The organism is Micromonospora vulcania, assembly GCF_042658605.1.
Classification (GTDB): domain Bacteria; phylum Actinomycetota; class Actinomycetes; order Mycobacteriales; family Micromonosporaceae; genus Micromonospora; species Micromonospora vulcania.
Genome location: NZ_JBHSQS010000034.1, coordinates 20,568 through 47,423 on the forward strand (window position 1 = coordinate 20,568; position 26,856 = coordinate 47,423).

24 protein-coding genes are annotated in these 26,856 nt (G+C 71.3%); 19 read left to right on the plus strand and 5 right to left on the minus strand.

Annotated features, from left to right (window positions below):
• Nucleotides 1–21: 21 nt before the first annotated feature.
• Entirely contained in the window at nt 22–879 is an 858-nt protein-coding gene (locus tag ACFQGL_RS29905) for an SPFH domain-containing protein (RefSeq protein WP_377515976.1), read from the minus strand.
• 224 nt (nt 880–1,103) lie between these two features.
• Between ACFQGL_RS29905 and ACFQGL_RS29910 the strand changes: the two genes are divergently transcribed.
• The 8 genes from ACFQGL_RS29910 (at nt 1,104) to ACFQGL_RS29945 (ending at nt 8,816) form a co-directional block, all read left to right on the plus strand.
• Nucleotides 1,104–1,865, plus strand: coding sequence for an ABC transporter ATP-binding protein (locus ACFQGL_RS29910; RefSeq protein ID WP_377515977.1), 762 nt, complete (start codon nt 1,104–1,106; stop codon nt 1,863–1,865).
• Nucleotides 1,852–2,544 (plus strand): ABC transporter ATP-binding protein, encoded by a 693-nt coding sequence (locus ACFQGL_RS29915; RefSeq protein WP_377515978.1) that lies wholly within the window; start codon nt 1,852–1,854, stop codon nt 2,542–2,544. The genes ACFQGL_RS29910 and ACFQGL_RS29915 overlap by 14 nt, the downstream gene beginning before the upstream one ends.
• Before the next feature lie 51 nt (nt 2,545–2,595).
• Entirely contained in the window at nt 2,596–3,846 is a 1,251-nt protein-coding gene (locus ACFQGL_RS29920) for an ABC transporter substrate-binding protein (RefSeq protein WP_377515979.1), read from the plus strand.
• 55 nt (nt 3,847–3,901) lie between these two features.
• Nucleotides 3,902–4,783, plus strand: coding sequence for a branched-chain amino acid ABC transporter permease (locus ACFQGL_RS29925; protein WP_377515980.1), 882 nt, complete (start codon nt 3,902–3,904; stop codon nt 4,781–4,783).
• The gene (locus ACFQGL_RS29930; protein ID WP_377515981.1) at nt 4,780–5,793 is read left to right on the plus strand and encodes a branched-chain amino acid ABC transporter permease; all 1,014 of its coding nucleotides are present in this window, start codon (nt 4,780–4,782) and stop codon (nt 5,791–5,793) included. Before ACFQGL_RS29925 ends, ACFQGL_RS29930 begins: the two co-directional genes overlap by 4 nt.
• 76 nt (nt 5,794–5,869) lie before the next feature.
• Complete coding sequence (locus tag ACFQGL_RS29935) at nt 5,870–6,547, plus strand: transcriptional regulator (protein WP_377515982.1); 678 nt, start codon at nt 5,870–5,872, stop codon at nt 6,545–6,547.
• A gap of 80 nt (nt 6,548–6,627) precedes the next feature.
• Nucleotides 6,628–8,196: an MFS transporter gene (locus ACFQGL_RS29940; protein ID WP_377515983.1), complete on the plus strand. Its 1,569-nt coding sequence runs from the start codon at nt 6,628–6,630 to the stop codon at nt 8,194–8,196.
• An 11-nt stretch (nt 8,197–8,207) separates the two neighbouring features.
• Nucleotides 8,208–8,816, plus strand: a complete 609-nt coding sequence (locus ACFQGL_RS29945) for a TetR/AcrR family transcriptional regulator (protein ID WP_377515984.1) — start codon at nt 8,208–8,210, stop codon at nt 8,814–8,816.
• A gap of 207 nt (nt 8,817–9,023) precedes the next feature.
• Here ACFQGL_RS29945 and ACFQGL_RS29950 read toward each other — a convergent pair whose 3' ends face one another.
• Both ACFQGL_RS29950 and ACFQGL_RS29955 read right to left on the minus strand, forming a co-directional pair.
• A complete protein-coding gene (locus tag ACFQGL_RS29950; RefSeq protein WP_377515985.1) occupies nt 9,024–10,946 on the minus strand; it encodes a helix-turn-helix domain-containing protein in 1,923 nt (640 codons plus the stop codon).
• 14 nt (nt 10,947–10,960) lie between these two features.
• On the minus strand, nt 10,961–11,743 hold the full coding sequence (locus tag ACFQGL_RS29955; protein WP_377515986.1) for a 3-hydroxybutyrate dehydrogenase: 783 nt from the start codon (nt 11,741–11,743) through the stop codon (nt 10,961–10,963).
• A gap of 280 nt (nt 11,744–12,023) precedes the next feature.
• Here ACFQGL_RS29955 and ruvC point away from each other — a divergent pair, with 280 nt between their 5' ends.
• The 8 genes from ruvC to ACFQGL_RS29995 all read left to right on the plus strand — a co-directional run bounded on the left by ruvC (nt 12,024) and on the right by ACFQGL_RS29995 (nt 21,439).
• Nucleotides 12,024–12,551, plus strand: coding sequence for a crossover junction endodeoxyribonuclease RuvC (gene ruvC / locus ACFQGL_RS29960; RefSeq protein ID WP_377515987.1), 528 nt, complete (start codon nt 12,024–12,026; stop codon nt 12,549–12,551).
• A complete protein-coding gene (ruvA, locus tag ACFQGL_RS29965; RefSeq protein WP_377515988.1) occupies nt 12,548–13,150 on the plus strand; it encodes a Holliday junction branch migration protein RuvA in 603 nt (200 codons plus the stop codon). The genes ruvC and ruvA overlap by 4 nt, the downstream gene beginning before the upstream one ends.
• Nucleotides 13,147–14,214 (plus strand): Holliday junction branch migration DNA helicase RuvB, encoded by a 1,068-nt coding sequence (ruvB, locus tag ACFQGL_RS29970; protein ID WP_377515989.1) that lies wholly within the window; start codon nt 13,147–13,149, stop codon nt 14,212–14,214. The genes ruvA and ruvB overlap by 4 nt, the downstream gene beginning before the upstream one ends.
• 122 nt (nt 14,215–14,336) lie before the next feature.
• Complete coding sequence (gene yajC / locus ACFQGL_RS29975) at nt 14,337–14,693, plus strand: preprotein translocase subunit YajC (RefSeq protein WP_377515990.1); 357 nt, start codon at nt 14,337–14,339, stop codon at nt 14,691–14,693.
• Nucleotides 14,694–14,973: 280 nt separating this feature from the next.
• The gene (gene secD / locus ACFQGL_RS29980; protein ID WP_377515991.1) at nt 14,974–16,890 is read left to right on the plus strand and encodes a protein translocase subunit SecD; all 1,917 of its coding nucleotides are present in this window, start codon (nt 14,974–14,976) and stop codon (nt 16,888–16,890) included.
• A 1-nt stretch (nt 16,891) separates the two neighbouring features.
• The gene (gene secF, locus ACFQGL_RS29985; RefSeq protein ID WP_377515992.1) at nt 16,892–18,085 is read left to right on the plus strand and encodes a protein translocase subunit SecF; all 1,194 of its coding nucleotides are present in this window, start codon (nt 16,892–16,894) and stop codon (nt 18,083–18,085) included.
• A 106-nt stretch (nt 18,086–18,191) separates the two neighbouring features.
• A complete protein-coding gene (locus tag ACFQGL_RS29990) occupies nt 18,192–18,758 on the plus strand; it encodes an adenine phosphoribosyltransferase (RefSeq protein WP_377515993.1) in 567 nt (188 codons plus the stop codon).
• Between the two features lie 170 nt (nt 18,759–18,928).
• Complete coding sequence (locus ACFQGL_RS29995) at nt 18,929–21,439, plus strand: RelA/SpoT family protein (protein WP_377515994.1); 2,511 nt, start codon at nt 18,929–18,931, stop codon at nt 21,437–21,439.
• 78 nt (nt 21,440–21,517) lie between these two features.
• On the opposite strand, the gene ACFQGL_RS30000 is transcribed toward ACFQGL_RS29995, so the two are convergent.
• Nucleotides 21,518–22,357 (minus strand): peptidylprolyl isomerase, encoded by an 840-nt coding sequence (locus ACFQGL_RS30000; protein WP_377515995.1) that lies wholly within the window; start codon nt 22,355–22,357, stop codon nt 21,518–21,520.
• Between the two features lie 56 nt (nt 22,358–22,413).
• A complete protein-coding gene (locus ACFQGL_RS30005; RefSeq protein WP_377515996.1) occupies nt 22,414–23,298 on the minus strand; it encodes a peptidylprolyl isomerase in 885 nt (294 codons plus the stop codon).
• Between the two features lie 266 nt (nt 23,299–23,564).
• On the opposite strand from ACFQGL_RS30005, the gene ACFQGL_RS30010 reads away from it, so the two are divergent.
• The 3 genes from ACFQGL_RS30010 to ACFQGL_RS30020 all read left to right on the plus strand — a co-directional run bounded on the left by ACFQGL_RS30010 (nt 23,565) and on the right by ACFQGL_RS30020 (nt 26,694).
• Complete coding sequence (locus tag ACFQGL_RS30010; protein ID WP_377515997.1) at nt 23,565–24,284, plus strand: MBL fold metallo-hydrolase; 720 nt, start codon at nt 23,565–23,567, stop codon at nt 24,282–24,284.
• Between the two features lie 68 nt (nt 24,285–24,352).
• Entirely contained in the window at nt 24,353–25,681 is a 1,329-nt protein-coding gene (gene hisS, locus ACFQGL_RS30015) for a histidine--tRNA ligase (protein WP_377515998.1), read from the plus strand.
• 71 nt (nt 25,682–25,752) lie between these two features.
• Nucleotides 25,753–26,694: an acyl-ACP desaturase gene (locus tag ACFQGL_RS30020; protein ID WP_377515999.1), complete on the plus strand. Its 942-nt coding sequence runs from the start codon at nt 25,753–25,755 to the stop codon at nt 26,692–26,694.
• Nucleotides 26,695–26,856: the final 162 nt, after the last annotated feature.

A 26,856-nucleotide genomic window follows, 5' to 3' on the forward strand; every position in this document is an offset into this window, starting at 1 on the left:
GTGTGGGTGGGCCGGGTCCGGTCACTTGCCGGTGACGATGCCCGGGTTGATGCAGAGCCCCGGGTTGGCGCCGTTCTTCTCGGCGATCTCCAGGCAGCGGGTCACCTTGTCGACCTTCGCGTTGGTCTCGGTGATCTGCTTGGAGATCTCCGCGTTCTTACGGTCCTGCTCCAGGTTGCGGGTCTGCGCGAGCTTGTCCTGGAAGGCCCGGATGTTGGCCTCGGTCTTGTCGTCGTGGTTCACCCGGGTGATGGTCACCGAGAGGATGTCGACGTCGACGGCGAGCCGGGTGTCCGCGCTGGCCTTGATGTTCGCCGCGAACGGCTTCAGGTCCACGTTGAGGTCGCCGGTCTTGGCGTCGATCTTCTCCAGCGGGTTGTACGCGGCGAACGCGTCGTTGACCGCGCTGTCGAGCTGTACGCCCACCCGCTGGCCACGGAAGCTGTCGAAGTCTCCCTTGTAGTCCATGAACTGCTTCGGCGCGTTCTCCGGTTTGACCTGCCACTCGATGAGCACCTCGACGCAGGCGTCGGCGAGCGTCCCGGTACGGACCCGTACGCAGCTGTTGCCGCCGATGTGGTCGTACTTCTGGCGGCCGGCGTCCCACTCGCCGACCTTCTGCCAGGGTGCCACCCACTTCAGGCCCGAGCCGGTCACCTCACCGGTGGGCTTGCCGAAGCTGGTGACGATGCCGACCGAGCGGATCGGCACGGAGTGGGCGCTGGAGGTGATGCCCAGCAACAGTGTCCCGGCGAGGAGGGCGAGCGCCGCGAGGGCGGCCGTCCGCTTCACGGCACTTCTGGGGGCGACGAGCGCCAGGACGGCGCTGACCGCCATGGCGACGGCGAACACGATCGCCATGGTGAAGCCGACGGGCATGGGGTGAGGACCTTCCGCTGGGCTGTGTGGATCATCAACCTAGGAGGCCCGGTCAAGCGGGCGACGCCGGGGAGTGGGGCGCGCGCACGTCCTTCGCTGGCTGAATATGGAGTCGATCGACATGGCTCGACTCGCGGAACCCGCCGTAGGTTTCCTCCACGCGACGGGCCTGTGACCACGGTCACCGAATCGACCGTCGCCGAGACCCTGCGGAGGATGAGGCGATGGCCGGGCAAGCGCTCCTGTCGGCCCGTGGGCTGACCCGCGACTTCCGGGGCTTCCGAGCGGTCGACGACGTCGACCTCGACGTCGCACCGGAGAGCGTGCACGCGCTGGTCGGGCCGAACGGTGCCGGCAAGACCACGCTGTTCAACCTGCTCACCGGCTTTCTGCGGCCCAGCGGCGGGCGGATCGAGCTGGCCGGCCGGGACGTCACCGGGCTGCCGCCGGAGCAGGTCGCCCGACTCGGTGTGGCCCGCTCGTTCCAGATCACCAGCCTCTTTCCGCAGTTGTCCGCCCGGGAGCACGTCGCGCTGGCCCTCCAGGCCTCCAGCGGCCTGGGCTGGCGGTTCTGGCGTTCGGCGAAGCTGATGGGCCGCTACACCGAACGGGCCGACGAACTGCTGGGCATGGTGGGGTTGGCCGAGTTGGCGGACGCACCCTCCGAGTCGTTGGCGTACGGACGCAAGCGGGCCCTGGAGCTGGCCATCGCCCTGGCGCTGGACCCGAAGGTGCTGCTGCTCGACGAGCCGACCGCCGGGATGGGGCTGGAGGACGTCGACCGCACCGTCGAGCTGATCGGCCGGGTCCGCGCCGGCCGGACCGTGGTGATGGTCGAGCACAACATGAGCGTGGTCGGCCGGCTCGCCGACACGGTCACCGTGTTCCAGGCCGGCAAGGTCCTGGTGGAGGGCCCGTACGAGCAGGTCCGCGCGGACGAGCGTGTGATCGCCGCCTACCTGGGAGCCGCTGATGCTGCGCATTGAGAACCTCTCCGCCTGGTACGGCGAGGCGCAGGTGCTGCGCGACGTCAGCCTGCAGGTCGCCGCCGGCGAGGTGGTCACCCTGGTGGGGCGCAACGGCGCCGGCAAGTCCACCCTGCTGCGCTGTGTGATGGGGCTGCACTCGGGCCAACGCGGCACGGTGGAGCTGGACGGACGGGACATCGGCCGGCTCCCGGCGCACCGGCGGGCCCGGCTCGGGTTGGGCTGGGTGCCCGACGACCGGGGCAGCTACGCCACCCTGACCGTCACCGAGAACCTCACCCTGCCACCCACGGTCGGTCCCGACCCGTGGTCGCTGGAGCGGGTGTACGAGGCGTTCCCCGCGCTCTACACCCGGCGCGACTCGGCGGCCACCATGCTCTCCGGCGGCGAGCAGCAGATGCTCGCGCTGGCCCGGGTGCTGCGCATGGGCGCCCGACTGCTGCTCTGCGACGAGCCCACCGAGGGGCTCTCGCCACTGCTGGTGCAGCAGGTCGGTGACCTGCTGCGGGAGGCCAAGAAGCACGGGGTGACCGTGCTGCTGGTCGAGCAGAACCTGCACTTCGCCACCGGCGTCGCCGACCGGCACTACCTGCTGGCCGAGGGACGCGTCGCCGAGGCGATGGACAACTCCGAGGTGCGCTCGCGGGAACGCGAGCTGCTGGCGTACCTCGGGATCTGATTTTTTCTCGCAACGACGACCCGCGCGACGCGCGGAATGGATGGAGTGGGCATGCGGAGGACGGTGGGTGTGGCCGCGGCGTCGGCCGCGGTGGTGCTGGTCGCCGGCTGCGGCGGCGGTGGTCCCCAGTCCGGCGGCGACCAGAAGCTGACCGGCGACAAGATCGTGCTGGGCGTGCTCAACGACCAGTCCGGGGTGTACTCGGAGCTGTCCGGAAAGAACTCGGTCACGGCGGTGGAGATGGCCATCGCCGACTTCACCGCGAAGTACGGCGACAAGGCGGTGACCAAGAACATCTCCGCGGAGACCGCCGACCACCAGAACAAGCCGGACGTGGCCAACTCCAAGGCCCAGGAGATGTACGACCGCAAGGGCGTCGACCTGATCCTGGACGTGCCCACCTCGTCGGCAGCGCTGAAGGTCGCCGACGTGGCCAAGGAGAAGAAGAAGCTCTATTTCAACATCGGCGCGGCGACCACCGACCTGACCGGCAAGAGCTGCAACAAGTACACCTTCCACTACGCGTACGACACGTACATGCTGGCCAACGGCACCGGGAAGACCACCACCGAGCAGATCGGCAAGAACTGGTACATCCTGTACCCGAACTACGCGTTCGGTCAGGACATGGAGAAGAGCTTCTCGACCGCCATCACGGCGGCCGGCGGCAAGGTGGTCGGCAAGGACGGCGCGCCGTTCCCGAACACCAGCGGCGACTTCTCCACCTTCCTGCTCAAGGCGCCGAACCTGACCCCGAAGCCGGACGTGCTGGGCACCATGCAGGCCGGCGCCGAACTTGTCAACGTGGTGAAGCAGTACAACGAGTTCAAGCTGCGGGAGAAGGGCGTCGACCTCGCGGTCGGGCTGATGTTCCTCACCGACATCCACTCGCTCACCCCCGCCGCGCTGGCCGGAACCACCTACACCGACGCCTGGTACTGGAACTTCGACGCGAAGAACCGGGAGTTCGCCGACCGGTTCCAGCAGAAGACCGGCACCCGGCCCACCTTCGCGCACGCGGCCAACTACTCCGCCGCGCTGCAGTACCTGGAGGCGGTGCAGGCCGCCGGCACCGACGACGCGGACACCGTGGTCAAGGGCCTGGAGGGCAAGACGGTCGAGGACGTCTTCCTGCGCAACGGCAAGATCCGCGCCGAGGACCACCGGGTGGTGCACGACGCGTACCTCGCGCAGGTGAAGCCGCAGTCCGAGGTCGCCGAGCCGTGGGACTACGTCAAGGTGCTCAAGACGATCCCGGCCGCGGAGGCGTTCCGGGCGCCGTCGGCGGACTGCAAGCTGTGAGCGCGAGGAGTGCGCCGGTTCTGCGAGCCCCGCAGTCGCGAACAAGGATGACGCTGTGAGCGGATTCGCCCAGAACACGTTCAACGGGTTGGTGAGCGGGGCGTTCTACGCCCTGCTCGCCCTCGGGCTCGCGGTCATCTTCGGCATGCTGCGGGTGGTCAACTTCGCCCACGGCGCGTTCTACATGCTCGGCGCGTTCGGCGCGTACGTGCTGCTCACCGAGGCGGGCGTGCCGTTCTGGGCGGCCCTGGTCATCATGCCGGTGGGGCTGGGCCTGCTCGGCATGGCGCTGGAGCGCGTCGTGATCCACCGGCTGACCAAACTGGACCCGCTCTACAACTTCCTGCTCACCTTCGGCCTGACGCTGATCCTGCAGGACCTGGTCAAGCTGCGCTACGGCGTGCAGTCCAGCCCGTACGCGACCCCGTCGCAGTTGAGCGGGACGGTGGACTTCGGGCTCTTCGACTTCCCGACGTACCGGGTGTTCATCCTCGGCTTCGCGGTGCTGCTCTGCGTCGTGGTGTGGTGGGTGCTCAGCCGGACCCGGATCGGCATGGTGGTCCGGGCGGCCACCGAGCGGCCCGAGTTGACCCGGGCGTTCGGCATCGACGTCAGCCGCTGGGTGACGCCGGTCTTCGGCTTCGGGATCGGGCTGGCCGGGCTCGCCGGCGTACTGGCCGCGCCGATGCGGGCCGTGAACCCGCTGATGGGCGCCGACCTGATCATCGTGGTCTTCGCGGTGGTGGTGATCGGCGGGTTGGGCTCGATCTTCGGCTCGGTCGCCGCCGGCTTCGGCATCGGCCTGGTCCAGTCGTGGGGCGAGGCGTACCTGTCGGACTTTCCGATCGTGTCGCAGACGATCGTCTTCCTGGTGATGGCCGCCGTGCTGCTGTGGCGCCCGGCCGGCCTGTTCGGTCGTGAGGAGGCGCCGGCATGACCAGCACCGTGGACACCCCGCCCGACGCGAGCAGACCGGCGCCGCCGTCCGGGCTGGTCGCCGTGGCCCGCGCCCCCGGTTGGGTGCGGTACGCGCTGCTCGCCGTCGGGCTGGCCGTCGCCGCGTGGCTGCCCAACGGCCTCTATCCGGCGGTGGCGGTGGACATCCTCTGCTGGGCGCTGTTCGCCGTCGCGGTGGACCTGCTGCTCGGCTTCACCGGGCTGATGTCGTTCGGGCACGCCGCGTTCTGGGGCACCTCGGCGTACGTCACCGGTCTGGTGGCCATCCACGCCGGCCTGCCGTTCCCGGTGGCCGTGCTGGCCGGTGCGCTCGCCGCCGCCGTGCTGGCGGTGCCGATCGGCTACCTGGCGGTCAAGCGGACCGGCATCTACTTCGCCATGGTGACCCTGGCCTTCGCGCAGATGGTCTACTACATCGCCAACGACTGGCGTTCGGTGACCCAGGGTGAGAACGGCCTGCAGGGCGTGCCGCGCGAGCTGTTCGGTGCCGACCTCACCGACGACTACTACTTCTACTACGCGATCCTGCCGATCGTGCTGCTCGGGCTGGCCGCCGCCTGGCGGATCGTGCACTCGCCGTTCGGTCGGGTGCTGGTCGGCATCCGGGACAACCCGGCCCGTGCCCGGGCACTGGGCTACCCGGTGCACCGCTACAAGCTCACCGCGTTCGTGCTCTCCGGCTTCATCGCCGGTCTGGGCGGAGGGCTGTTCGCGGTCGGGCACCGGTTCGTCTCGCTGGACGTGCTGCACTGGACCACCTCCGGCAAGGCCGTCATCGTGGTGGTGCTCGGCGGGATCGGCACGCTCTGGGGCGGGGTGCTCGGGGCCGCGATCGTGGTCCGGCTGGAGGACTGGCTGTCGTTCTCCGGGTTCGAGGCGATCGGCCTGGTCACCGGCGGCATCTTCGTCCTGGTCGTGGTGTTGTTCCGGCGCGGTCTCTGGGGCAGCGCCGCCGCGCTGGCGCACCGGTTGGCGGCGCGCCGCCGGTAATTCCGACCCAGGCGCATCCACCGCGCGTCGTTCCAGCGAACCCCCGGGTAGTGAAAACTTCCCGGGGGTACGTCTGGTGCTGACCGATCCGATGCCGGCCGAGGCCGTCCAGGCCGCGCACAAGCGGGTCTCGCTGGCGGCCGAGGACCTGGATGACACCCACGTCGCCGCCGTGCTGCTGGAGTTGGCCGACGCCTGGGGTGTGCCGACGCTCTGGGAGCAGGTCTGCCAACCGCTGCTGACCCGACTGCGCGGCCGGACGCCCGCCGACATCGCCGTCGAGCACGCCCTCTGCGAGGGAGTCCGGGTCGGGCTGGACGTGTACCGCCGCGAGCCGGGCCGGTCGTTGCCCGCCGGCGGGGTGCTGCTGGCCGGCGCCGAGCAGGAGGCGCACTGCCTGGGCCTGCACGTGCTCGCCGCCGCGTTGCGGGAGCAGGGTCGCGGCTGTCTGCTGCTCGGCCCGGCGCTGCCGTGGGCCGCGCTGACCAGCGCGGTGCGCCGGGCCCGCCCGCACACCGTGGTGCTCTGGGCGCAGACGCCGGTCACCGGCCGCGCGTACCGCCTGGTGCGCTTCGCCCGGGACTTCCCGGTGCTGCGGGTGTACGGCGCCGGGCCGGGCTGGATCGAGCCGCTCAGCGAGCCGGCGCTCCACCTGCGTACGCTGCCGGCCGCCGTGGACGCCTGCCTGGCCGCCAGCCGCTCCTCCGGGGGTGACGCCCACCACATTCGATACGGATCGGTGTCGTATCGTTAATGCCGGTCGTACGCTGTCCCGAGTTACGAGTCTGACCCGTATCGTATTGCGCGGCGGGTGAACCCGGGGGAGAACTGGGCATGGAACTGCACGAGAACACCGGACACCCGAGGAGGTGGGCGATCCTGGGGGTGCTGGTGATCAGCCTCCTGGTGGTCGTCCTCGACAACACGATCCTCAACGTCGCACTGCGGACCCTCGCCGACCCGGTGCACGGCCTCGGCGCCAGCCAGGGTCAGCTGGAGTGGGCGATCAACTCCTACACGCTGGTCTTCGCCGGGCTGCTGTTCACCTTCGGGGTGCTCGGCGACCGCCTCGGCCGCAAGCGCTTCCTGATGGTGGGGCTGGCGGTGTTCGGCCTGGCGTCGTTGCTCTCGGCGTACTCGCAAGGCCCCGGCCAGCTGATCGCGGCCCGCGCCCTGATGGGCGTCGGCGGCGCGGCGATCATGCCGGTGACCCTCTCGATCATCTCCAACGTCTTCGACCCGCGTGAGCGTGGTCGGGCGATCGGTGTCTGGGCCGGCGCGGTCGGCCTCGCGGTGGCGATCGGCCCGGTCCTCGGCGGCACGCTGCTGGAGCACTTCTGGTGGGGCTCGGTCTTCCTGATCAACGTGCCGGTGGTGGTCGCCGGCGTGGTCCTGGTCGCCCTGCTGGTCCCCGAGTCGCGCGATCCGCGTCCGGGCCGCGTCGACGTGCTCGGCGTCCTGCTCTCCGTGGTCGGCCTGGTCGCCCTCTCCTACGGCATCATCGACGGCGGCGAGCACGGCTTCGACCGGCCGCTGGCCTGGGGTTCGATCCTGGTCGGCCTGGCGGTGCTGGCCTGGTTCGTGCAGCACGAGCGGCGCAGCGACCACCCGTCGCTGGACGTCCGGCTGTTCCGCCTGCCGCGCTTCGCCGCGCCGGTCGCCATCGTGGGCCTGGTCTTCTTCGCCGCGATGGGTTCGATGTTCTTCGGATCGTTCTACCTGCAGCTGGTACGCGGCTACAGCCCGCTGCAGACCGGTCTGCTCTTCCTGCCCTTCGCCGGTGCTCAGCTGATCTTCGCACCGCGCAGCGCCGCGATGGTCCGCCGCTTCGGCGGTCGGGCGGTCGCCGCCACCGGGCTGGTGCTGACCGCGGCGGCACTCGCCGCGTTCATCTTCATCGGCGCGACCACCCCGATCTGGATCGTGCTGGTCGTCTTCTTCTTCCAGGGCGCCGGGATGGCCAACATCATGGCGCCGGCCACGGAGTCGATCATGTCGGCGCTGCCCCGGGAGAAGGCCGGCGTGGGCTCCGCCGTCAGCAACACCGTCCGCCAGGTGGCCGGCGCGCTCGGCGTGGCGGTCCTCGGCTCGGTGCTCTCCGCGGTCTACCGCAGCGACATCGGCGACGCGTTGACCGGCCTGCCCGCCCAGGCCCGCGACGCGGCCAACGAGTCGATCTCCGGGGCGTACGCGGCGGCCGGGCAGCTCGGCCCGGCGGCGCCGAAGCTGATCGCGGCGGCCAACGACGCGTTCGTCACCGCCATGCACTGGGCGGCCGGGCTCTCCGCGGTGGTCGCCGCGCTCGGGATCCTCGTGGTGCTGCGCTGGATGCCGGGCCGGGAGGCCCCGGCCGCCGCCTCGGCGATGCCGGCCGCCGAGCCCGAGTTGGCCGAGACGGCATAGGTTCGGGGACAATGTCCGACATGACGTCTACTGCTGATGCTCCGCGGTCGCCCGGGCGACCGCGGAGCATCCGCGCCGATGAGGCGATCATCGAGGGCACCCTCGATCTGCTCGCCGAAGGCACCACCACCGAGGCGCTCTCGATCGAGGCGATCGCCGCCCGCGCCGGGGTCGGCAAGGCCACCATCTACCGCCGCTGGGCCGGCAAGGACGCGCTCCTGCTGGACGCGCTGCGCCGGCTCAAGGGCATCATGCCGCAGCCGGCCGGCCACTCCGTCCGGGACGACCTGGTGCTGCTGGTCGGCGCGATCGGCAAGAACGCCGATCCGCGAGCGGCGAAAATCATGCCGTGCCTGGTGCCCGCGGTGAACCGCAGCAAGGACCAGTTCCAGCTCTACCAGAACATCATCGCCCCACGCCGGCAGCTGATGCGCGAGGTGCTGCGGCGCGGCATCAGCGAGGGATCCCTCCGGCCCGACACGGACCTCGAAGTGACCATGGCGCTGCTCACCGGGCCGATGCTGATCCAGCGGGTACTGCAATGGAACCCGGAACTCGACGAGCAAACCCTCCCCGGCCAGGTAGTCGACGCCGTACTAGAGGGCATCCGCGCCCGCTAACCCGCCCCGCCCGCGCCGCGCGCCGCGCCGCGCCCCGCCCCGCGCGCGCCCCGCCTGCCGCGTCGATCTAGGGCATATCGTTGCTGATGGAGATCGACAAGCAGCGATTTGCCCTAGATCGACGCGGGGGGTGGGGGTGGGGGTGGTCGTGGGGGCGTGGGCTCGACGCGCGGGGCGGGGGCGTGGGTGGGTGCGTGGGGGTGGTGGTTAGGTTGTGGCTGGGGCGCGTAGGCGGTGTAGGCGCAGCGCTAGCTGGACCTCCAGTGCCCGTTCGGGCTTCTGCCAGTCCGCGCCGAGTAGTTGACCGACCCGTTCCAGCCGCTGGGTCACCGTGTTGACGTGGACGTGCAGTTGCTCGGCGGCCCGGGCCAGGCTGCCACCCACTCCGAAGTACGCCTCCAGCGTCCGTACCAGCGCCGTGCCCCGCCGGGCGTCGTAGTCGACCACCGGACCGACGGTGGCGGTGAGGAACTGCGCCACGTCCCGGTCGCCCTGGTCGCCGACCGTGCCGAGCAGCAGCCCGACGAAGCCCAGCTCGGCCGTGCTCGCACCCTGACCGGAGCGGCCCAGCGCGCCGAGCGCGGTGAGGCAGCGGTCCGCCTCGTGAAACGTGCCGGCCAGTGACGCCGGCCCGTCCGCGGGGCCGCTCGCCCCGGCGGTCACCGGCCGGCCGGTCACCCGGGCCAGGTCCCGGGCCACCGCCCGGGCGCTGCCACCGGCGTCCTGCCCGGGCAGCATGAGCACCACCCGTCCGTCGCGCGCCGCGGCCAGCCCGCCGCGTGCCGAGGCGTACGTGGTGGCCCAGGAGAGCACCCGCTGCCGGGCCGAGCCGGTGGCGGCGATCGCGTCGTCGCCCACCGCCACCAGCACGTGCGGCGCGTCGAGATCCACCCCGAGCCGGCGGGCCCGGTTGCGCAGCGCGTCGGTGTCGCGCAGCGGCCGGGCGATGAGGTCGTCCAGCAGTTCGCCGCGCACCCGCCCCTCCGCCTCGGCGACCGTCCGCCGGAACAGCAGCAGCAGCGCGGTGACCAGCGCGGCCCGTTCCAGGATCCGCTGGTCGGCGTCGACCAGCTCGTCGTCGGGGCGCAGCACCAGGGCGCCCAGGTTCTCGGCGCCCGCCACCACGGCCGCGTACCAGAGAGGCCCCCGGCGTACGCTGCGCCCCTCGGTCCGGGACGCCGCAACCGCCTCGACGATGTCCGAACGGTCCGGCTCGTCGATCTCGCCGACCCGGGCCAGCAGACGTCCCTCGGAGTCCAGCGCCAGCAGCGCCCCGCCCAGCACCTCCGTCACCGCCGCCGCCACGTCCTCCACGCCGCCGCCGCGCAGCACCAGGGCGGTCATCCGGTCGTGCGCTGCCGCGGCCCGCTCCACCGAACTGCTGTGCGCCCGGATGGTGGTGTTCGCCGCGGACAACTCGGCCAGCGCCGAGCGGGTTTCGGCCAGCAGCCGGGCGGTGTCGATCGCCACCGCCGCGTGCGCGGCCAGCGAGACCAGCAGCGTCACCTCCTCCCGGGCGAACGGTCGGGCCGAGCGGTTGGCCGCGTAGAGCACCCCGATCGAGGTGGAGCCGAGCCGCAGCGGCACCCCGAGGATCGCCACCAGGCCCTCCTCGCCGACCCCGGCGTCGATCTCCCCGGTGTGGTGGAAGCGCGCGTCCTCGCCGTAGTTGGCGGTGACGTACGGGGCGCCGGACTGCGCCACCAGACCGCCGAGGCCGGCACCCATCGGCAGGCGCAGCCGTTGGAACCGCGCCGAGACCGACCCGTCGGTCACCCGCATGTAGGTGTCGCCGCGTTCGTCGTCGTTGAGCGTCATGTAGGCCACGTCGGCGCCGAGCAGGTTGCGGGCCCGGTGCACGATCGCCCGCAGCACGTCGTCCAGGTCGCGCAGCCCGGCCAGGTCGCTGACCGTGTCGTACAGGCCGGACAGCTCGGTCTCCCGGCGTCGCCGGCGCTCCAGTAGCGCGCGTACCCGCAGTGCCACCGTCTTGGCCTGCTCCAGCTCGGCCAGCCGGGCGGCGGGTACCCCGGCGGCCCGCGCGGCCACCAGCGGCCCCTCGAACTCCACCGCCGCGGCCTCGCGTGCGAGCAGCTCCAGGAACTCCACCGGCGACGACATGGTCGACATTGTGCGCAGCCCCACTAGTTGGCCGTCCAGCCCCCGTCGAGCGCGATGGACGCGCCGGTGATGAACGCCGCCGGCGGCGAGCAGAGGTACGCCAGCAGCTCGGCCACCTCCTCCGGCTCGATCAGTCGCTTGATCGCGGCCCGGGCCAGCATGATCTTCTCGACGACCTCGGTCTCGCCGATGCCGTGGCTGGCCGCCTGGTCGGCGATCTGGCTCTCCACCAGCGCGGTACGCACGTACGCCGGATTGATGCAGTTGGCGGTCACACCGTGCGCGGCGCCCTCCAGCGCCACCACCTTCGACAGGCCCTCGAGGGCGTGCTTGGCCGAGACGTAGGCCGCCTTGTACGGCGAGGCGCGCAGCCCGTGCACCGAGGAGATGTTGATGATCCGACCCCAGCCCCGGGCGTACATGTGTGGCAGCGCGCGGCGAATGATCAGGAACGGCGCCTCGACCATCACCCGCTGGATGTACTCGAAGCGCTCGACGGGGAAGTCCTGCAGCGGCGCCACGTGCTGGAGCCCGGCGTTGTTCACCACGATGTCCACGTCCACGTCGAGCTGGTCCACCGCCGCCGCGTCGGCCAGGTCCACCCCCTCGGCCCGGCCACCGGCCTCGGCGGCCACCGCCTTCGCCGCCTCCAGGTTGCGGTCCACCACGAGCACCTTGGCGCCGGCCGCGCCCAGCCGTAGGGCACACGCCCGCCCGATGCCGCTGCCGCCCCCGGTGACCAGGGCGGTCCGACCGGCGAGGTCGACCTGTACGACGTGGGGGACCGCCACGGGTTCTGCCGTCATGGCGCAAGAAGTTACGAGCTGTGTGGCCCCCGGCACATGGGCCAGCAACACATACTCCAACCCAAACCTGTGTGCCCGCCCCGCCCCCACCCCGCCCCGCCCCCGACCTCCACCGTGGTCGATCATGGAGTCGTGGTGCCCGGTCGCTGGGCGTTCGGGCCCTCTGTCACCCACGGCAACTTCATGATCCACAGGGGCGGGCGTGTCTGTTGGGGCTCGTGGGGGAGCGGGCAGTAGGGTGTCGAACACACGTACTGCTGACGGGTGGGGAAGGGGCGGCGTGCGGGTGCTTGGAGTGGACCCCGGGTTGACCCGGTGCGGGGTGGGCGTGGTCGAGGGCGTGCCCGGCCGGCCCTGCACCCTGGTCGCCTACCACGTGGTCTACACCGATCCCGCCGACGAGCTGCCGACGAGGCTGTTGCACCTGGACCGGGCGCTGACGCAGTTGGTCGCCGAGCACCGTCCGGACAGCGTCGCCGTCGAGCGGGTGTTCAGCCAGCACAACGTCCGTACGGTGATGGGCACCGCGCAGGCCAGCGGCATCGCGGTGCTCGCCGGGGCGCGCGCCGGGCTGCCGGTGCAGACGTACACCCCGAGCGAGGTGAAGGCGGCCGTGACCGGTTCCGGTCAGGCCGACAAGGCGCAGATGACCGCCATGGTGACCCGGCTGCTGCGGCTGGCCGAGCCGCCGAAGCCGGCCGACGCCGCCGACGCTCTCGCCCTGGCCATCTGCCACGTGTGGCGCGGCGGGACCCGCTCCAAGCTGGCCGCGGCGGCCGACCGGGTACGACGAGGAGGAGCACGATGATCGCCAGCGTGCGCGGCACGGTGACCGCGACGGGTCCGGACCAGGCTGTGATCGAGGTCGGCGGGGTCGGCCTGGCCGTGCACTGTGCCCCCGGGACGCTGGCCGACCTGCGGGTCGGTCAGACCGCCCGGCTGGCCACCAGTCTGGTGGTCCGGGAGGATTCGCTGACCCTCTACGGCTTCGCCGACGACGACGCCAAGGCGCTGTTCGAGCTGCTGCAGACCGCCAGTGGGGTTGGCCCGCGGCTGGCCCAGGCCGTGCTGGCCGTGCACACGCCGGACGCGGTGCGCAAGGCGATCGCCAACGCCGACACCGCCGCGCTCACCCGGGTGCCGGGGATCGGTAAGAAGGGCGCCGAGCGCCTGGTACTGGAACTCCGGGACCGGATCGGCCCGGTGTCGATCGGCGCCGACGGCGTCGGCGGGGTGACCGGTGGCGCCTGGCCCGAACAGGTCCGCCAGGCGCTGGTCGGGCTGGGCTGGACGGCCGGTCAGGCGGACCAGGCGGTGGCCGCGGTGGCGGAGACCGTGGACGGCGAGACCCCGCAGGTGCCGGTACTGCTCCGGCAGGCCATCCGCCTGCTCGGGCGTACCCGATGAGCGAGACCGACGGTCTCATCTCGGCGTACGTCAGTGACGCCGAGCGGGACGCGGAGGCCACCGTACGGCCACGACGGCTGGCCGAGTTCATCGCCCAGGACCGGGTCCGCGACCAGCTCGACCTGTTGTTGCAGGGCGCGATGCGCCGGGGGTCACCGCCGGATCACATCCTGCTCTCCGGCCCGCCCGGTCTGGGTAAGACCAGCCTCGCCAACATCGTCGCCGCCGAGCTCGGCGCGGGCATCCGGGTGACCAGCGGCCCGGCGATCGAGCGCTCCGGCGACCTGGCGGCCATCCTGACCAGCCTCGCCGAGGGCGACGTGCTGTTCATCGACGAGATCCACCGGATCGCCCGGCCGGCCGAGGAACTGCTCTACAGCGCGATGGAGGACTTCCGGGTCGACGTGGTGGTCGGCAAGGGGCCGGGGGCCACCGCCATCCCGCTGGACGTCGAGCCGTTCACCCTGGTCGGCGCCACGACACGGTCAGGTCTGCTGACCGGGCCGATGCGGGACCGCTTCGGCTTCGTCGCGCACCTGGACTTCTACGCTCCGGCGGACCTGGAGACGCTGCTGCACCGTTCGGCACGGATCCTCGGCGTGCCGATCACCGGCGAGGGCGCGGCGGAGATCGCCGGCCGCTCGCGGGGCACCCCCCGGATCGCCAACCGGCTGCTGCGCCGGGTCCGCGACTACGCCGAGGTCCGGGCCGACGGGGTGGTCACCCTGGAGACCGCCCGTGCCGCTCTGACGGTGTACGACGTGGACGGGCTCGGCCTGGACCGGCTGGACAAGGCGGTGCTGACCGCGCTGGTCGACTCGTTCCGGGGCGGCCCGGTCGGCCTGTCCACCCTGGCCGTGGCGGTAGGGGAGCAGCCGGACACGGTCGAGGAGGTCTGTGAGCCGTTCCTGGTCCGTGCCGGTCTGCTGGCCCGCACCCCGCGTGGGCGGGTGGCGACCGAGGCAGCCTGGCGGCACCTGGGGCGTACCCCACCGAATGGTACATTTGGGATTGATGTCCCACCGGCGCCCGATCTGTTCTCGTTGGACGCCGATCGGCCGTGACGTGAACGTGATCTGTGCCGCATTCGGTGTTCTCAGGTGCAGGGATTAGACTTCGCCGCGGTCTGTACAGGATGTGAGAATCCGCCTCCGCTCCGGCACCCCCCGTGCCGGACAGGTGGTCAATGGGAAGGTCAGTAACCGTGCATTACGCAGCAGCGGGTGGGGGAGCCGGCGGTTTCACGCCGATCCTCATGATCGCCCTGCTCTTCGGTGTCATGTACTTCATGATGATCCGCCCCCAGCAGAAGCGTCGCCGCGAGGCGGAGTCGATGCAGTCCGCGCTCGGTCCGGGCGACGAGGTGGTCACCATCGGCGGGCTCTACGGCACCGTCACCGGCGTCGAGGACGACACCGTCCTGCTCGAGGTCGCCCCGGGCGTGCAGGAGCGCTACGCCCGTCCGGCCATCGCCCGGGTCGTCACCCGCGCCGAGCTGCCGAGCGAGCCGGTCACCGAGGACGCGGACACCGTCAAGGAGTGACCCCTTCCTCCCGGGGGTGGCGGGTCCGGCGTACGGCCGGTCGACCGGCCTTCGGGGCCACCGCGCCCGACGGGGCAGCGGATTCGACGTGAAAACTGGATAGTTGGGCCGACGCCGGGCGTCGGCACGTCCCCGTGACCGTCGGCGTTTCGCGCCGGCGTGTCCGGCCATCGTGTCGGCACCTCGTCGGCCCAGGTCAGACCCGTCGGCCGGGACCCCCGGCCCGACCCCCGTCGCCGCTGCACCCAGCGGCGCGACCGTACAGGGAGACAGGACAGCCGTGGCACCACCTCAGGGACAGATGCGCCCCGGGCGGCAGCTCGCCGTGCTCGGGTTCATCTTCGTCGTCCTCTATCTTTTGGTGTTCTTCTCGGGCGGCGCCAGCGGCGGCTTGAAGGACCGGCTCGAGCCCAAGCTCGGCCTGGACCTCATCGGCGGCACCCGAATGACGCTGGAGGCGACCAACAGCGTCGACGGCAAGCCCCCGACGGCCGAGAACCTTGAGGAGGCCCGGCAGATCATCGAGAACCGGGTCAACGGGCTCGGCGTGGCCGAGGCCGAGGTGGTCACCGAGGGCAACCGGAACATCGTCATCTCCCTGCCCGGTGAGAACCGGAACCTCGACGAGGTGGGCAGCGCAGCCGAGCTGCGCTTCCGCAAGGTACTCAAGGCCGCCGACGGCAGCGGTGCGGTCGCCGCGCCGCCGGCCGCCACGCCGACCCCGTCCGGCAGCGCGTCGCCGACCCCGTCGGGCAGCGCCTCGCCGAAGGCGACCCCGTCCGGCAGCCCCGCGGCGAAGGTGACCTCGTCGCCCAGCGGCGGCCAGGGTGGGATGGCCCCGGCGTCGCCCAGCGCCACGCCGACCCCGTCGGCCTCGGCCTCGCCGAGCGCGGCCGCACCGTCGCCCAGCGCCAGCTCCGAGCCGGTGCCGGCCAGCATCGAGCAGCAGCGCAAGGCCGTCGAGCAGAAGGTCGGCGCTCCCGCCTGGCAGGCCGCCAGCGCGCTGCAGGCGCCGGCCGACCTGACCGCCGACCCGTCGCTCGGCGACAAGCTCAAGCCCTTCGGCGCGTTGTCGCCGCAGGAGGTCGCGGTCCTTCCGGCGCAGATGCAGTTCAACGTCCCCGCGATCAGCTGTGCGCAGCTCGACAAGCGCCCGCCGGCGTCGATCTCGGACCCGAAGCAGCAGGTGGTGTCCTGCGAGGACGGCGCGGCCAAATACCTGCTCGACCAGGCCAAGGTGCTGGGCACCGACGTGGACGACGCCGACGCGGTGCTGGACCAGACCAACTCCTGGGTGGTCAGCCTGGACTTCACCGGCTCCGGCCAGGACAAGTGGACCGCGCTCACCGGTGAGGCGTTCCGGAACGAGGGCGGGGGCTGCGACGCGACCGCGCTGGGCCAGGACGGCAAGTGCCGGGTGGCCGTCGTGCTGGACAACACCATCGTCTCGTCTCCGGAGATCCAGGGTGTGCTGACCGGCAACTCGCAGATCACCGGCAACTTCACCCAGAAGGACGCCAGCGCGCTGGCCGGCCAGCTGCGCTACGGCGCGCTGCCGATCACCTTCGAGCCGCAGGAGTCGCAGAACGTCACCGCGACCCTGGGTGCCAGCCACCTGCGGGCCGGTCTGCTCGCCGCCGGTATCGGCATGCTGCTGGTCATCATCTACGCGTTCTTCTACTACCGGCTGCTCGGCTCGGTGATCTTCCTGAGCCTGATCCTCTCCGCGCTGCTGGTCTTCGGCGCGCTGGTGGTGCTCGGCCGGTCGATCGGCTTCACGCTCACCCTCGCCGGCATCGCCGGCATGATCGTCTCGCTCGGTGTGGCGGCGGACTCGTTCGTCATCTACTTCGAACGGTTGAAGGACGAGATCCGGGAAGGTCGTAGCCCGCGCAGCGCGGTGCCGCGGGCCTGGATCCGGGCTCGTCGGACGATCATTTCGGCCAACGCGATCACCCTGCTCTCGGCGGTGGTGCTCTACGTGGTCTCGGTCGGCACGGTCAAGGGCTTCGCGTTCGCCCTCGGTCTGGCCACCGTGCTGGACCTGGTCGTGGTCTTCCTCTTCCGGCACCCGATCATGACGATGTTCGCCCGCACCCGGGCGTTCCTGTCCCCGCGGGTCAGCGGTCTGGGTCGGGCGCTTCCGGCCCGCACCCAGCAGACCCAGCCCCGCAACCCGCGCGCCAAGGAGGCCTGAGATGGCTGCAAACGGTTTGGCGAGCCGTCTCTACAACGGTGAGGCCGGCCTCAACATCGTCGGCCGGCGCAAGCTCTGGTTCGGCGTCGCCGGGGTCCTGGTCCTGATCGCGATCCTCAGCTTCTCGGTTCGTGGCTTCAGCCTCGGCATCGAGTTCGCCGGCGGCAACTCGTTCCAGGTGCCGGCCAGCGTCGGCACCCTTGAGGATGCCGAGCGGGAGGTCGACTCGGCCCTCGCCGCCGAGAACACCGGCGTCACGGTGGCCACCGCCCAGAAGGTCGGCGGCCCCGGCGGCGACACCTACGAGCTGCGCACGCCGCAGCTCACCCCCGAGCAGGCCACCGCCGTGAAGGCCCAGATCGCCGATGACCTCGGCATCAATGCGGACCAGATCAGCGGCAACCAGGTCAGCGAGGCGTGGGGCAGCCAGGTCACCGAGCGGGCCATCCTCGGCCTGATCATCTTCATCGCGCTGGTGATGGTCTACCTGATCCTGCGCTTCGAGTGGCGGATGGCCGTCGCCGCGGTCTCCTCGCTGTTCATGAACCTGATCCTCACCGCCGGCATCTACTCGCTGGTCGGGTTCGAGGTCACCCCGTCGACGATCATCGGCTTCCTCACCATCCTGGGCTTCGCGCTCTACGACGTGGTGGTGGTCTTCGACAAGGTGCAGGAGAACACCCGGGGCATCACGGCCAACAACAACCAGACCTACGGCGAGGCGGCCAACCTGGCCGTCAACCAGAGCCTGATGCGGTCGCTGAACACCTCGGTGGTCGCCCTGCTGCCGGTCGGCGGTCTGCTCTTCATCGGTGCCGGCCTGCTCGGTGCGGGCACCCTGAAGGACCTCGGCCTGGTGCTGTTCGTCGGTATGGCGGTGGCGTTCCTGACCTCCATCCTGGTGGCGTCGCCGCTGCTGGTGCTGCTGAAGAACTACGACCCGCGGATCCAGGCGCACAACAAGCGGGTGCTGACCCGCCGGGGTGCGCTGGCCCGTGGCGAGGTCACCTCGAAGGGTGCGCCGAGCCCGGCCCAGGCCGACGCGGGCGACGCCCCGCTCGACCCGGAGTCCGCCGCGCTGGCCGGTGCCGCCCCCAAGGTGGGCGCTCGGCCGGCGGGCAAGCGGCCGACCGGCACCCGGGGCGGTCGCCCGGCTGGCGGCGGCAACCGGCCGGGTGGCGCCAAGCGGCGCTGATCGGCCCCGGGGCTGACCCGGGAGGAAACGCCCGGACGGCGTCCGGCATGCTGTGCGAGCAGCATCGCCGGACGCCGTCGTCGTGTGAAGGGAAAGCGAGACAGTCGTGACGGAGACCCACAGCACCGCGGCACGCGGGGACAGCGGCCCGGAGGCCGCCCGGCTGGTCGCCAGCCGGGTGCTGGACGTGCCCGACTTCCCCAAGCCCGGTGTCCTGTTCAAGGACCTGATGCCGCTGTTCGCCGACGGTGTCGCGTTCCGCGAGGTCATCGACGGGATCGTCGCGTACCACGGGCGGGACGGCTTCGACGTGGTGGTCGGCATCGAGGCGCGCGGGTTCGTCGTCGCGGCGGCCGTCGCGTACGCGGCCGGGGTGGGCGTGGTGCCGGTACGCAAGGCCGGCAAGCTGCCCCGCCCGGCGCACTCGGTCTCGTACGCCCTCGAGTACGGCGAGGCCACCCTCGAGGTGCACGAGGACGCCTTCACGGCCGGGCACCGGGTGCTGGTGGTCGACGACGTGCTGGCCACCGGTGGCACCGCCGAGGCGACGCTGGACCTGGTCGAGCGGGCCGGGGGGACCGTCACCGGCTTCACCGTGCTGCTGGAACTCGGCTTCCTGGGGGCGCGTCAGCGGCTGGCCCCGCGTCCGGTCCATGCCCTGCTGACCGTTTGACCCCGAAGCCGTCGGGCGGACCGGGCGCCGACCGTCCGGCGGAGCGGCAGGGGACCGTGCGTGCGGGTAGCATTGCCCATTGCTGACGCCGGCGGTACGCCGTCCGGCGGCGCGAGACCAGGCCGGCCGAGGTTCGGCCGGTGTGTTTCCGGCGAGCGGTGAGGAGGCCGGTGTCCCACGATGTCGTCCCTCCGGTGGAGGGCACGGTGCACCCGACAGGCGACGCTGACGGCTCGGTGACCGACCGGAACGAGGACGCGCCGGCCCGGGTGACGGGCTCCGGCAAGGCCCCGGTCGAGGGCGCGGTGCTGTCCAGCGGTGGCACACCGACCGCCGAGGCGTCCCCGGACGCCGACGGGGTCGTCGTCCCGTTCCCGACCGACGCCGGCATCGACCCGTCGCCGAGCGGTGGCTTCGGGCTGTCCAACGCGCCCACCGGCCGCCGGGTGCGGGCCCGCCTGGCCCGGTTCAACGCTCCGTGGCAGACCTCGCAGGTCAGCGAGGTGCTGGAGCCGCTCATCTCGAGCCACCGGGAACACCACCCGAAGGCCGACGCCCGGCTGCTCCAGCGCGCCTTCGACACGGCCGCGCGGTGGCACTCGGGGCAATATCGCAAGTCCGGTGACCCGTACATCACCCACCCGCTGGCGGTGGCCACCATCCTGGGCAACCTGGGGATGGACACCACCACGCTGGTCGCCGCGCTGCTGCACGACACCATCGAGGACACCGAATACACGCTCGACCAGATGCGCGCCGACTTCGGTGGCGAGGTCGCCCTGCTGGTCGACGGCGTCACCAAGCTGGACAAGGTCAAGCTGGGCGACGCGGCCAAGGCCGAGACGATCCGCAAGATGGTCGTGGCGATGGCCAAGGATCCGCGGGTGCTGGTGATCAAGCTGGCCGACCGGATGCACAACATGCGCACGCTGACCTTCCTGCCCCGCCCCAAGCAGGAGCAGAAGGCCAAGGAGACGCTGGAGATCCTTGCCCCGCTGGCCCACCGGCTGGGTATGAACACGATCAAGTGGGAGCTGGAGGATCTGGCCTTCGGCACGCTGTTCCCGAAGCGTTTCGAGGAGATCAACCGACTGATCGGGGAGCACCAGCCGCAGCGTGAGGCACTGCTGCGCCAGGTGACCCAGAAGGTGCAGACCGACCTCAAGGCCGCCAAGATCAAGGCGGAGACCACCGGCCGGCCGAAGCACCTCTACTCGATCTACCAGAAGATGATCGTGCGAGGTCGCGACTTCAACGACATCTACGACCTGGTCGGGGTGCGGATCCTGGTCGACACGGTGCGGGACTGCTACGCGGCGCTGGGCGTGATCCACGCCAACTGGCAGCCGGTGCCCGGCCGGTTCAAGGACTACATCGCGATGCCCAAGTTCAACATGTACCAGTCGTTGCACACGACGGTCATCGGGCCCACCGGCAAGCCGGTGGAGATGCAGATTCGCACCTACGCGATGCACCGCACCGCGGAGTTCGGCATCGCCGCGCACTGGAAGTACAAGGAGCACAAGGGCACCCAGATCGTCGGCCCGCCGGCGCACATCGACGAGATGACCTGGCTGCGGCAGCTGCTGGACTGGCAGCGCGAGGCCGCCGACCCCAGCGAGTTCCTGGACGCGCTGCGCTTCGACCTGTCCAGCCAGGAGGTGTACGTCTTCACCCCCAAGGGTGACGTCATCCCGCTGCCGACCGGGTCGACGCCGGTGGACTTCGCGTACGCGGTGCACACCGAGGTGGGGCACAAGTGCATCGGCGCGCGGGTCAACGGCAAGCTGGTGCCGCTGGAGTCGACGCTCTCCAACGGCGACGTGATCGAGATCTTCACGTCGAAGTCCGAGACGGCCGGCCCGACGCAGGACTGGCTGGGCTTCGTCAAGAGCCCGCGGGCGCGTACGAAGATCCGCCAGTACTTCAACAAGGAGCGGCGCGAGGAGGCGATCGAGGCCGGCAAGGACTCGATCGTCAAGGCGATGCGCAAGCAGGGCATGCCGTTGCAGCGGATGCTCACCTCCGACGCGCTGATGTCGATCGCTCGGGACCTGCACCTGGCCGACGTGGCGTCGCTCTACGCGGCGGTCGGCGACAGCCAGGTCTCCGCGCAGTCGGTGGTGCAGAAGCTGATGGCCGCGTACGGCGGCGAGGAGGGCGCGGCGGAGGACATCGCCGAGACCGCCGTCGCCACCCGGCCGCCCCGCAGCCGGCAGAGCAGCAGCGACCCCGGCGTGGTGGTCCGCGGCGTCAGCGACGTCTGGATCAAGCTGGCCCGCTGCTGCACGCCGGTCCCACCGGACTCGGTCTTCGGCTTCGTCACCCGCTCCGGCGGGGTGAGCGTGCACCGCGACGACTGCGCCAACGCCGAGGATCTGCGGGCGCAGAGCGAGCGGGTGGTCGAGGTGAGTTGGAAGCTCACCTCCGCCTCGACGTTCCTGGTGGCCATCCAGGTGGAGGCACTGGACCGGCACAAGCTGCTGGCCGACGTCACCCGGGTGCTCTCCGACGAGCGGGTCAACATCCTCTCCGCCACCGTCACCACCACCCGGGACCGGGTGGCGGTGAGCCGGTTCAGCTTCGAGATGGCCGACCCGAAGCACCTGGGCCACCTGCTGGCCACGGTCCGCAAGGTCGACGGCGTCTTCGACGCCTACCGGGTCACCTCCGGCGCCTGACCGCACCCGCCCCGTACCCCGGACACACGACAGCGCCCGCCGGCTCAGCCGGCGGGCGCTGTGTGGTCTGCTCGGGCGTCAGCTCTGCGGCGGGCCCATCGTGAGGTCGGTGATGACGACCTCCTTCTTGGGGTGGCCGCCACCGGCCTGCTGGGCGAACGCCCCGTCGTCACCGGCCTTCGCCACGTCCTTGACGATGTCCAGGCCACCGGTGACGGTGCCCAGCACGGTGTACGCGGCGTCCAGCGGCGAGTCGCCGTAGACGATGAAGAACTGGCTGCCCGTGCTGCCCGGCTGGCCGGAGTTGGCCATCGCGATGACGCCCTCCGGGTACGGGGGCCGCTTGTCGGTGGGCAGGTTCTCCTCGGGCAGCCGGTAGCTCGGGCCGCCCGTGCCGTCGGTGTCCCGCCAGCCCTTGCCGGTCGCGCTCGGGTCACCGCACTGCAGCACCTTGATGCCCTCGGTCACCAGGCGGTGGCACTTGCTGTTGTCGAAGAAGTCCTTGCCGGCGAGGTAGGAGAAGCTGCCCGCCGTGCACGGCACCAGCGACCGGTCGACCTTGGCGGTGATCGGGCCCAGGTTGGTGGTGATCGTCATGGTCTGCACACCGGTGCCGGACTGCTCGTTGCTCGGTACCCCGACGTCCTTGATCTGCTTGGTCCGCTGCTCCGCGGGCAGTTGGTTGTAGACGCACTCGGACGCGCCGGGCGCCGAGGCGGCGTTGTCGGTCTTGTCGTCGTCGCCGCCGAGGGTCACCGCAAGCCAGACGGTGCCGGCGACCACGAGCAACAGCACGGCGGCCGCGGCGACGACGGCCTGCGTCTGCCGGCGCTTGCGGGCCTTGGCCGCGCGCTCGGCCATATCCTTCTCGAGCCGGGCGCGTGCCGCCGCGCGCTGCCGCTCTCTGGTGGACGTCACGCCTGGATCCTCCTGGCTGTCTGTTTCTGGGTGCCGCTGGGTGGGTTGGGCGACCGTCAGCCGGCACTCGGGCTGCTGGCCGGGGTGCCGGAGGCCGACGGCGCCGGTGCCGCGGCGGTGACCGGCTCACCGACGGTGAGGCTCTGGATCACCACGTCGGTCTTGGGCTTGACCTTGGCCCCGGTCCCATTGTCCACGGTCGGCAGGGCGCCGATCTTCTCGACCACGTCCAGCCCGCCGGTGACCCGACCGATGACCGGGAACTTCGGGTCGGTGGTGGTGAAGTCCTTGAAGAAGATCAGGAACTGGCTGCCGTTGGCGCCGGGCGGGTTCGCGATCATCGCCACGGTCCCCTTCGGGTACGTCGGCGGCTGGTCGGGTGCCGGGCTGGCCGACGGCGAGGGCGACGGCACGGTCGGCACGTTCTCGTCGTAGAACGAGTAGGTCGGGCCGCCCAGGCCGGTGCCGCTGGGGTCGCCACAGCGCAGCGCGCCGTCGGCGGTGATCTCGTGGCAGTTGGTCTTGTCGTAGAACGACCGGCTCGCCAGGTGCGCGATGCTCGCCGCGGCACACGGGGAGCTGGTCAGGTCCAGCTCGGCGGTGATCGGCGAACCCTGGTTGGTGCTCACGGTCATGGCCCGGGTGCCGTCGGTGGGCAGACCCTTGGTCTCCGGGGTGCCGACGTCCTTGAGGTTGGTGTTGGCCGTGGCATCCTGCGGCGTCCAGAGGCAGATGTCCTCGGCGGCCGCGTTCTGCTTCGGTTCGGAGTCGAACGCGCCCAACGCCCAGGCCGAGCCGGCCACGATCAGCACGAGGACCAGGACGGCGCCCGCGCCGGCCTGGATCCGCCGACGGCGCCGCACGGTGGCGGCCCTGCGGGCCATCTGCCGGTCGAGCTTGGCCCGCGCCAGTTTGCGCTGCCGGTCCCTGCTGGAAGCCACCCGTGCTCCCCTTTCGTCTACCTGGTCGTCGCCGGCGGCCGGGCGTCCCGGCCCGTCAGGCGTCACGTGTGCCGCGCCACACGCCCGCCAGAGTGTACGGCTAGCGACTGGGAATGTGGTGTACGAGGTCCACCCCGCCACGAGCAGCCCTTATCGGAAGATGTCACTGTGCCCGGCGGGGCGCGAGGGACGGACGGGCCAAACCGGTTCGCCGGGCCGGTTAGGCTGCTGGGCAGGACGACAAGCTCGACGGAAGGACAGCGCCCGTGCTCGTGGCCGGCTTTCCCGCGGACGCCTTCGGCACCAACTGCTACGTGGTGGCCACCGCGCCGGGGGAGCAGTGCGTGGTGGTCGACCCCGGTATCGGGGTGCTCGACCAGCTCGACGCGCTGCTCGCCGAGCACCGCCTGCACCCGGCCGCCGTGCTGCTCACCCACGGCCACATCGACCACACCTTCTCGGTCGCGCCGGTCTGCGGCGCCCGCGGCATCACGGCGTACGTCCACCCCGGCGACCGGGAGATGCTGGCCGACCCGGTCAGGGGCCTCTCAGCCGACCTGACCGCGCTCTTCGGTGGCCGGCTGACCTACACCGAGCCGGAGGACGTGGCCGAGCTGACCGACGGCGCCAGCCTCGCGCTCGCCGGCCTGGAGATCACCGTCGACCATGCCCCGGGCCATACCGGCGGGTCGGTGCTGTTCCGGCTGCCCGGTGCGGGGTCGAGCTGGGAGGCGGACGAGATCTGCCTCTCCGGTGACGTGCTCTTCGCCGGCTCGATCGGCCGCACCGACCTGCCCGGGGGCAGCATGCCGGCGATGCTCACCAGCCTGCGCGACAAGATCCTTCCGCTGGCCGACGACACCGTCGTACTGCCGGGCCACGGCCCCACCACCACCATCGGCCGCGAGCGCGCCAGCAACCCGTACCTCATCGAGGTGGCGGAGGTCGGCGGCGGCCTGCCCTCGGCGCCCACCCGGGGCCTCTAGATCCGTCCGCGCCGCGCGCGGACCCACGACCGCACCGCGTCGCGACGCGGGACCGCAAGGAGTACGTGATGAGTAAGCCCACGCCCATCTCCGGCTTCCCGGAGTGGACGCCCGGCCAGCGGATGATCGAGCAGTACGTGCTCGACCGCATTCGGGCCACCTTCGAGCTGTACGGCTTCGCCCCGCTGGAGACCCGCGCGGTGGAGCCCCTGGACCAGTTGCTGCGCAAGGGCGAGACCTCGAAGGAGGTCTACGTGATCCGGCGGCTGCACGCCGACGCCGAGGGTGCGACCGGCGACGACCAGCTCGGCCTGCACTTCGACCTCACCGTGCCGTTCGCCCGGTACGTGCTGGAGAACGCCGGCAAGCTGCAGTTCCCGTTCCGCCGCTACCAGATCCAGAAGGTGTGGCGGGGTGAGCGGCCGCAGGAGGGGCGCTACCGGGAGTTCGTCCAGGCCGACATCGACATCGTCGACCGGGACACCCTGGCCCCGCACCACGAGGCGGAGATGCCGTTGGTGATCGGGGACGCGCTGCGTTCGCTGCCGATCCCGCCGGTCGTGATCCAGGTGAACAATCGCAAGGTGAACGAGGGCTTCTACCGGGGCATCGGGCTGACCGACCCCGAGGCGGCGCTCCGCGCGGTGGACAAGCTCGACAAGATCGGCCCGGACCGGGTCGCCGAGTTGCTGGTCGAGACCGCGGGTGCCACCGACACACAGGCCAAGGCATGCCTGGCCCTGTCGACGCTCCGCGGGTCGGACGGCTCGATCGCCGACGCGGTCCGCGCCATCGGGGTGGAGCACCCGCTGCTCGACGAGGGGCTCGCCGAACTCGTCGCCGTGGTGGAGACCGCCGCCGAGCACTCGCCCGGCCTCTGCGTGGCGGACCTGCGCATCGCCCGCGGTCTGGACTACTACACCGGCACGGTCTACGAGACCCAGCTGCGCGGGTACGAGCGGTTCGGCTCGATCTGCTCCGGCGGTCGGTACGACAGCCTGGCCACCGCCGGCAACGTCTCGTACCCCGGAGTGGGCATCTCGATCGGCGTGACCCGGCTGCTCGGGCTGCTCTTCGGCGCGGGGGCGCTGTCGGTCTCCCGCGAGGTGCCGACCGCCGTGCTGGTCGCGGTGACCAGCGAGGAGTGGCGTGCGGCCAGCAACCGGGTGGCCGAGGCGCTGCGCCGGCGCGGGATAGCGACCGAGGTGTCGCCCAGCGCGGCGAAGTTCGGCAAGCAGATCCGCTACGCCGAGCGACGTGGCATCCCGTACGTCTGGTTCCCGGGAGCCGACGGCGGGCCCGACGAGGTGAAGGACATCCGCTCGGGCGAGCAGGTCACGGCCACTGCGGGGGACTGGACGCCAGCCGCGGAGGACCTCAAACCGCAGGTTCGCTGAGCGTCACTACTGGCGCGTACGGCCGAAGCGACCTACGGTGGCGTAAGTTACGCCACCGTAGGGAGTTTCTCGTGACCGTGAGCACCACACTGAGTCAGACCGCACTGCTCCTCGAACTGGAGCCCGTGGTCGCGCGCAACCTCGATCGCCACCTCGCGATCGCCAAGGAGTGGTTCCCACACGAGTACGTGCCGTGGAGCGAGGGGCGCACCTTCGACGGGCCGCTCGATGGTGAGGCGTGGTCGCCGACCGACTCGACCATCCCGGACGTGGCGCGTACCGCGCTGATCGTCAACCTGCTGACCGAGGACAACCTGCCCTCGTACCACCACGAGATCGCCACCCTGTTCGGCCGGGACGGCGCGTGGGGCACCTGGGTGCACCGGTGGACCGCGGAGGAGGGCCGGCACGGCACGGCGATCCGCGACTACCTGACCGTCACCCGGGCGGTCGACCCGGTGGCGCTGGAGCGGGCCCGGATGACGCACATGTCCGCCGGCTACGTCAACGTGCACGACGACGAGGTGCTGCACTCGCTGGCGTACGTTTCGTTCCAGGAGCTGGCGACCCGGATCTCGCACCGCAACACCGGCAAGGCCACCGGCGACCCCGCCTGCGAGGCGCTGCTCGCCCGGGTTGCCGCCGACGAGAACCTGCACATGGTCTTCTACCGCAACCTGCTCGCCGCCGCGTTCGAGCTGGCGCCGAGTCAGGCCATGCGGGCGGTCGCGGACGTGGTGGCCGACTTCCAGATGCCGGGCAACGGCATCGACGGTTTCGCCCGCAAGTCGGTGGCGATCGCCCTGGCCGGCATCTACGACCTGCGCCAGCACCGCGACGAGGTGCTGCTGCCGGTGCTGCGCCAGTGGGACGTCTTCAACGTGACCGGCCTGGACGCCGACGGCGAAGCCGCCCGCGAGCAGCTCGCCGCCCAGCTCGACACCCTGCAGACCGCCGCCACCCGCTTCGAAGAAAAGCGCGCAGCCCGAGCCGCCCGCCTAGCCCCCCGCTAACCCCCGCCCCCGCCCCCGCCCGCCCCCTTTCCCCGCCCGCCCCGCGCCCCCTTTCCCCGCCCCGCGCCCCCCTTTCCCCGCCCGCCCCTCCGCGCACCCCTCTCCCCGTCGATCTAGGGCAAATCGTTGCTAGTGGATCTCAATCCACGATGATTTGCCCTA

Bases quoted from the DNA above. Each gene is read 5' to 3' on its own strand.
- ACFQGL_RS29905 (WP_377515976.1), bottom strand. From the start codon at position 879: ATGCCCGTCGGCTTCACCATGGCGATCGTGTTCGCCGTCGCCATGGCG.
- ACFQGL_RS29945 (WP_377515984.1), top strand. From the start codon at position 8,208: ATGTCCGACATGACGTCTACTGCTGATGCTCCGCGGTCGCCCGGGCGA.
- ACFQGL_RS29955 (WP_377515986.1), bottom strand. From the start codon at position 11,743: ATGACGGCAGAACCCGTGGCGGTCCCCCACGTCGTACAGGTCGACCTC.
- ruvB (WP_377515989.1), top strand. From the start codon at position 13,147: ATGAGCGAGACCGACGGTCTCATCTCGGCGTACGTCAGTGACGCCGAG.
- ACFQGL_RS29915 (WP_377515978.1), top strand. From the start codon at position 1,852: ATGCTGCGCATTGAGAACCTCTCCGCCTGGTACGGCGAGGCGCAGGTG.
- yajC (WP_377515990.1), top strand. From the start codon at position 14,337: ATGGGAAGGTCAGTAACCGTGCATTACGCAGCAGCGGGTGGGGGAGCC.
- ACFQGL_RS29940 (WP_377515983.1), top strand. From the start codon at position 6,628: ATGGAACTGCACGAGAACACCGGACACCCGAGGAGGTGGGCGATCCTG.
- ruvA (WP_377515988.1), top strand. From the start codon at position 12,548: ATGATCGCCAGCGTGCGCGGCACGGTGACCGCGACGGGTCCGGACCAG.
- secF (WP_377515992.1), top strand. From the start codon at position 16,892: ATGGCTGCAAACGGTTTGGCGAGCCGTCTCTACAACGGTGAGGCCGGC.
- hisS (WP_377515998.1), top strand. From the start codon at position 24,353: ATGAGTAAGCCCACGCCCATCTCCGGCTTCCCGGAGTGGACGCCCGGC.
- ACFQGL_RS29920 (WP_377515979.1), top strand. From the start codon at position 2,596: ATGCGGAGGACGGTGGGTGTGGCCGCGGCGTCGGCCGCGGTGGTGCTG.
- ACFQGL_RS29930 (WP_377515981.1), top strand. From the start codon at position 4,780: ATGACCAGCACCGTGGACACCCCGCCCGACGCGAGCAGACCGGCGCCG.
- ACFQGL_RS29950 (WP_377515985.1), bottom strand. From the start codon at position 10,946: ATGTCGACCATGTCGTCGCCGGTGGAGTTCCTGGAGCTGCTCGCACGC.
- ACFQGL_RS29910 (WP_377515977.1), top strand. From the start codon at position 1,104: ATGGCCGGGCAAGCGCTCCTGTCGGCCCGTGGGCTGACCCGCGACTTC.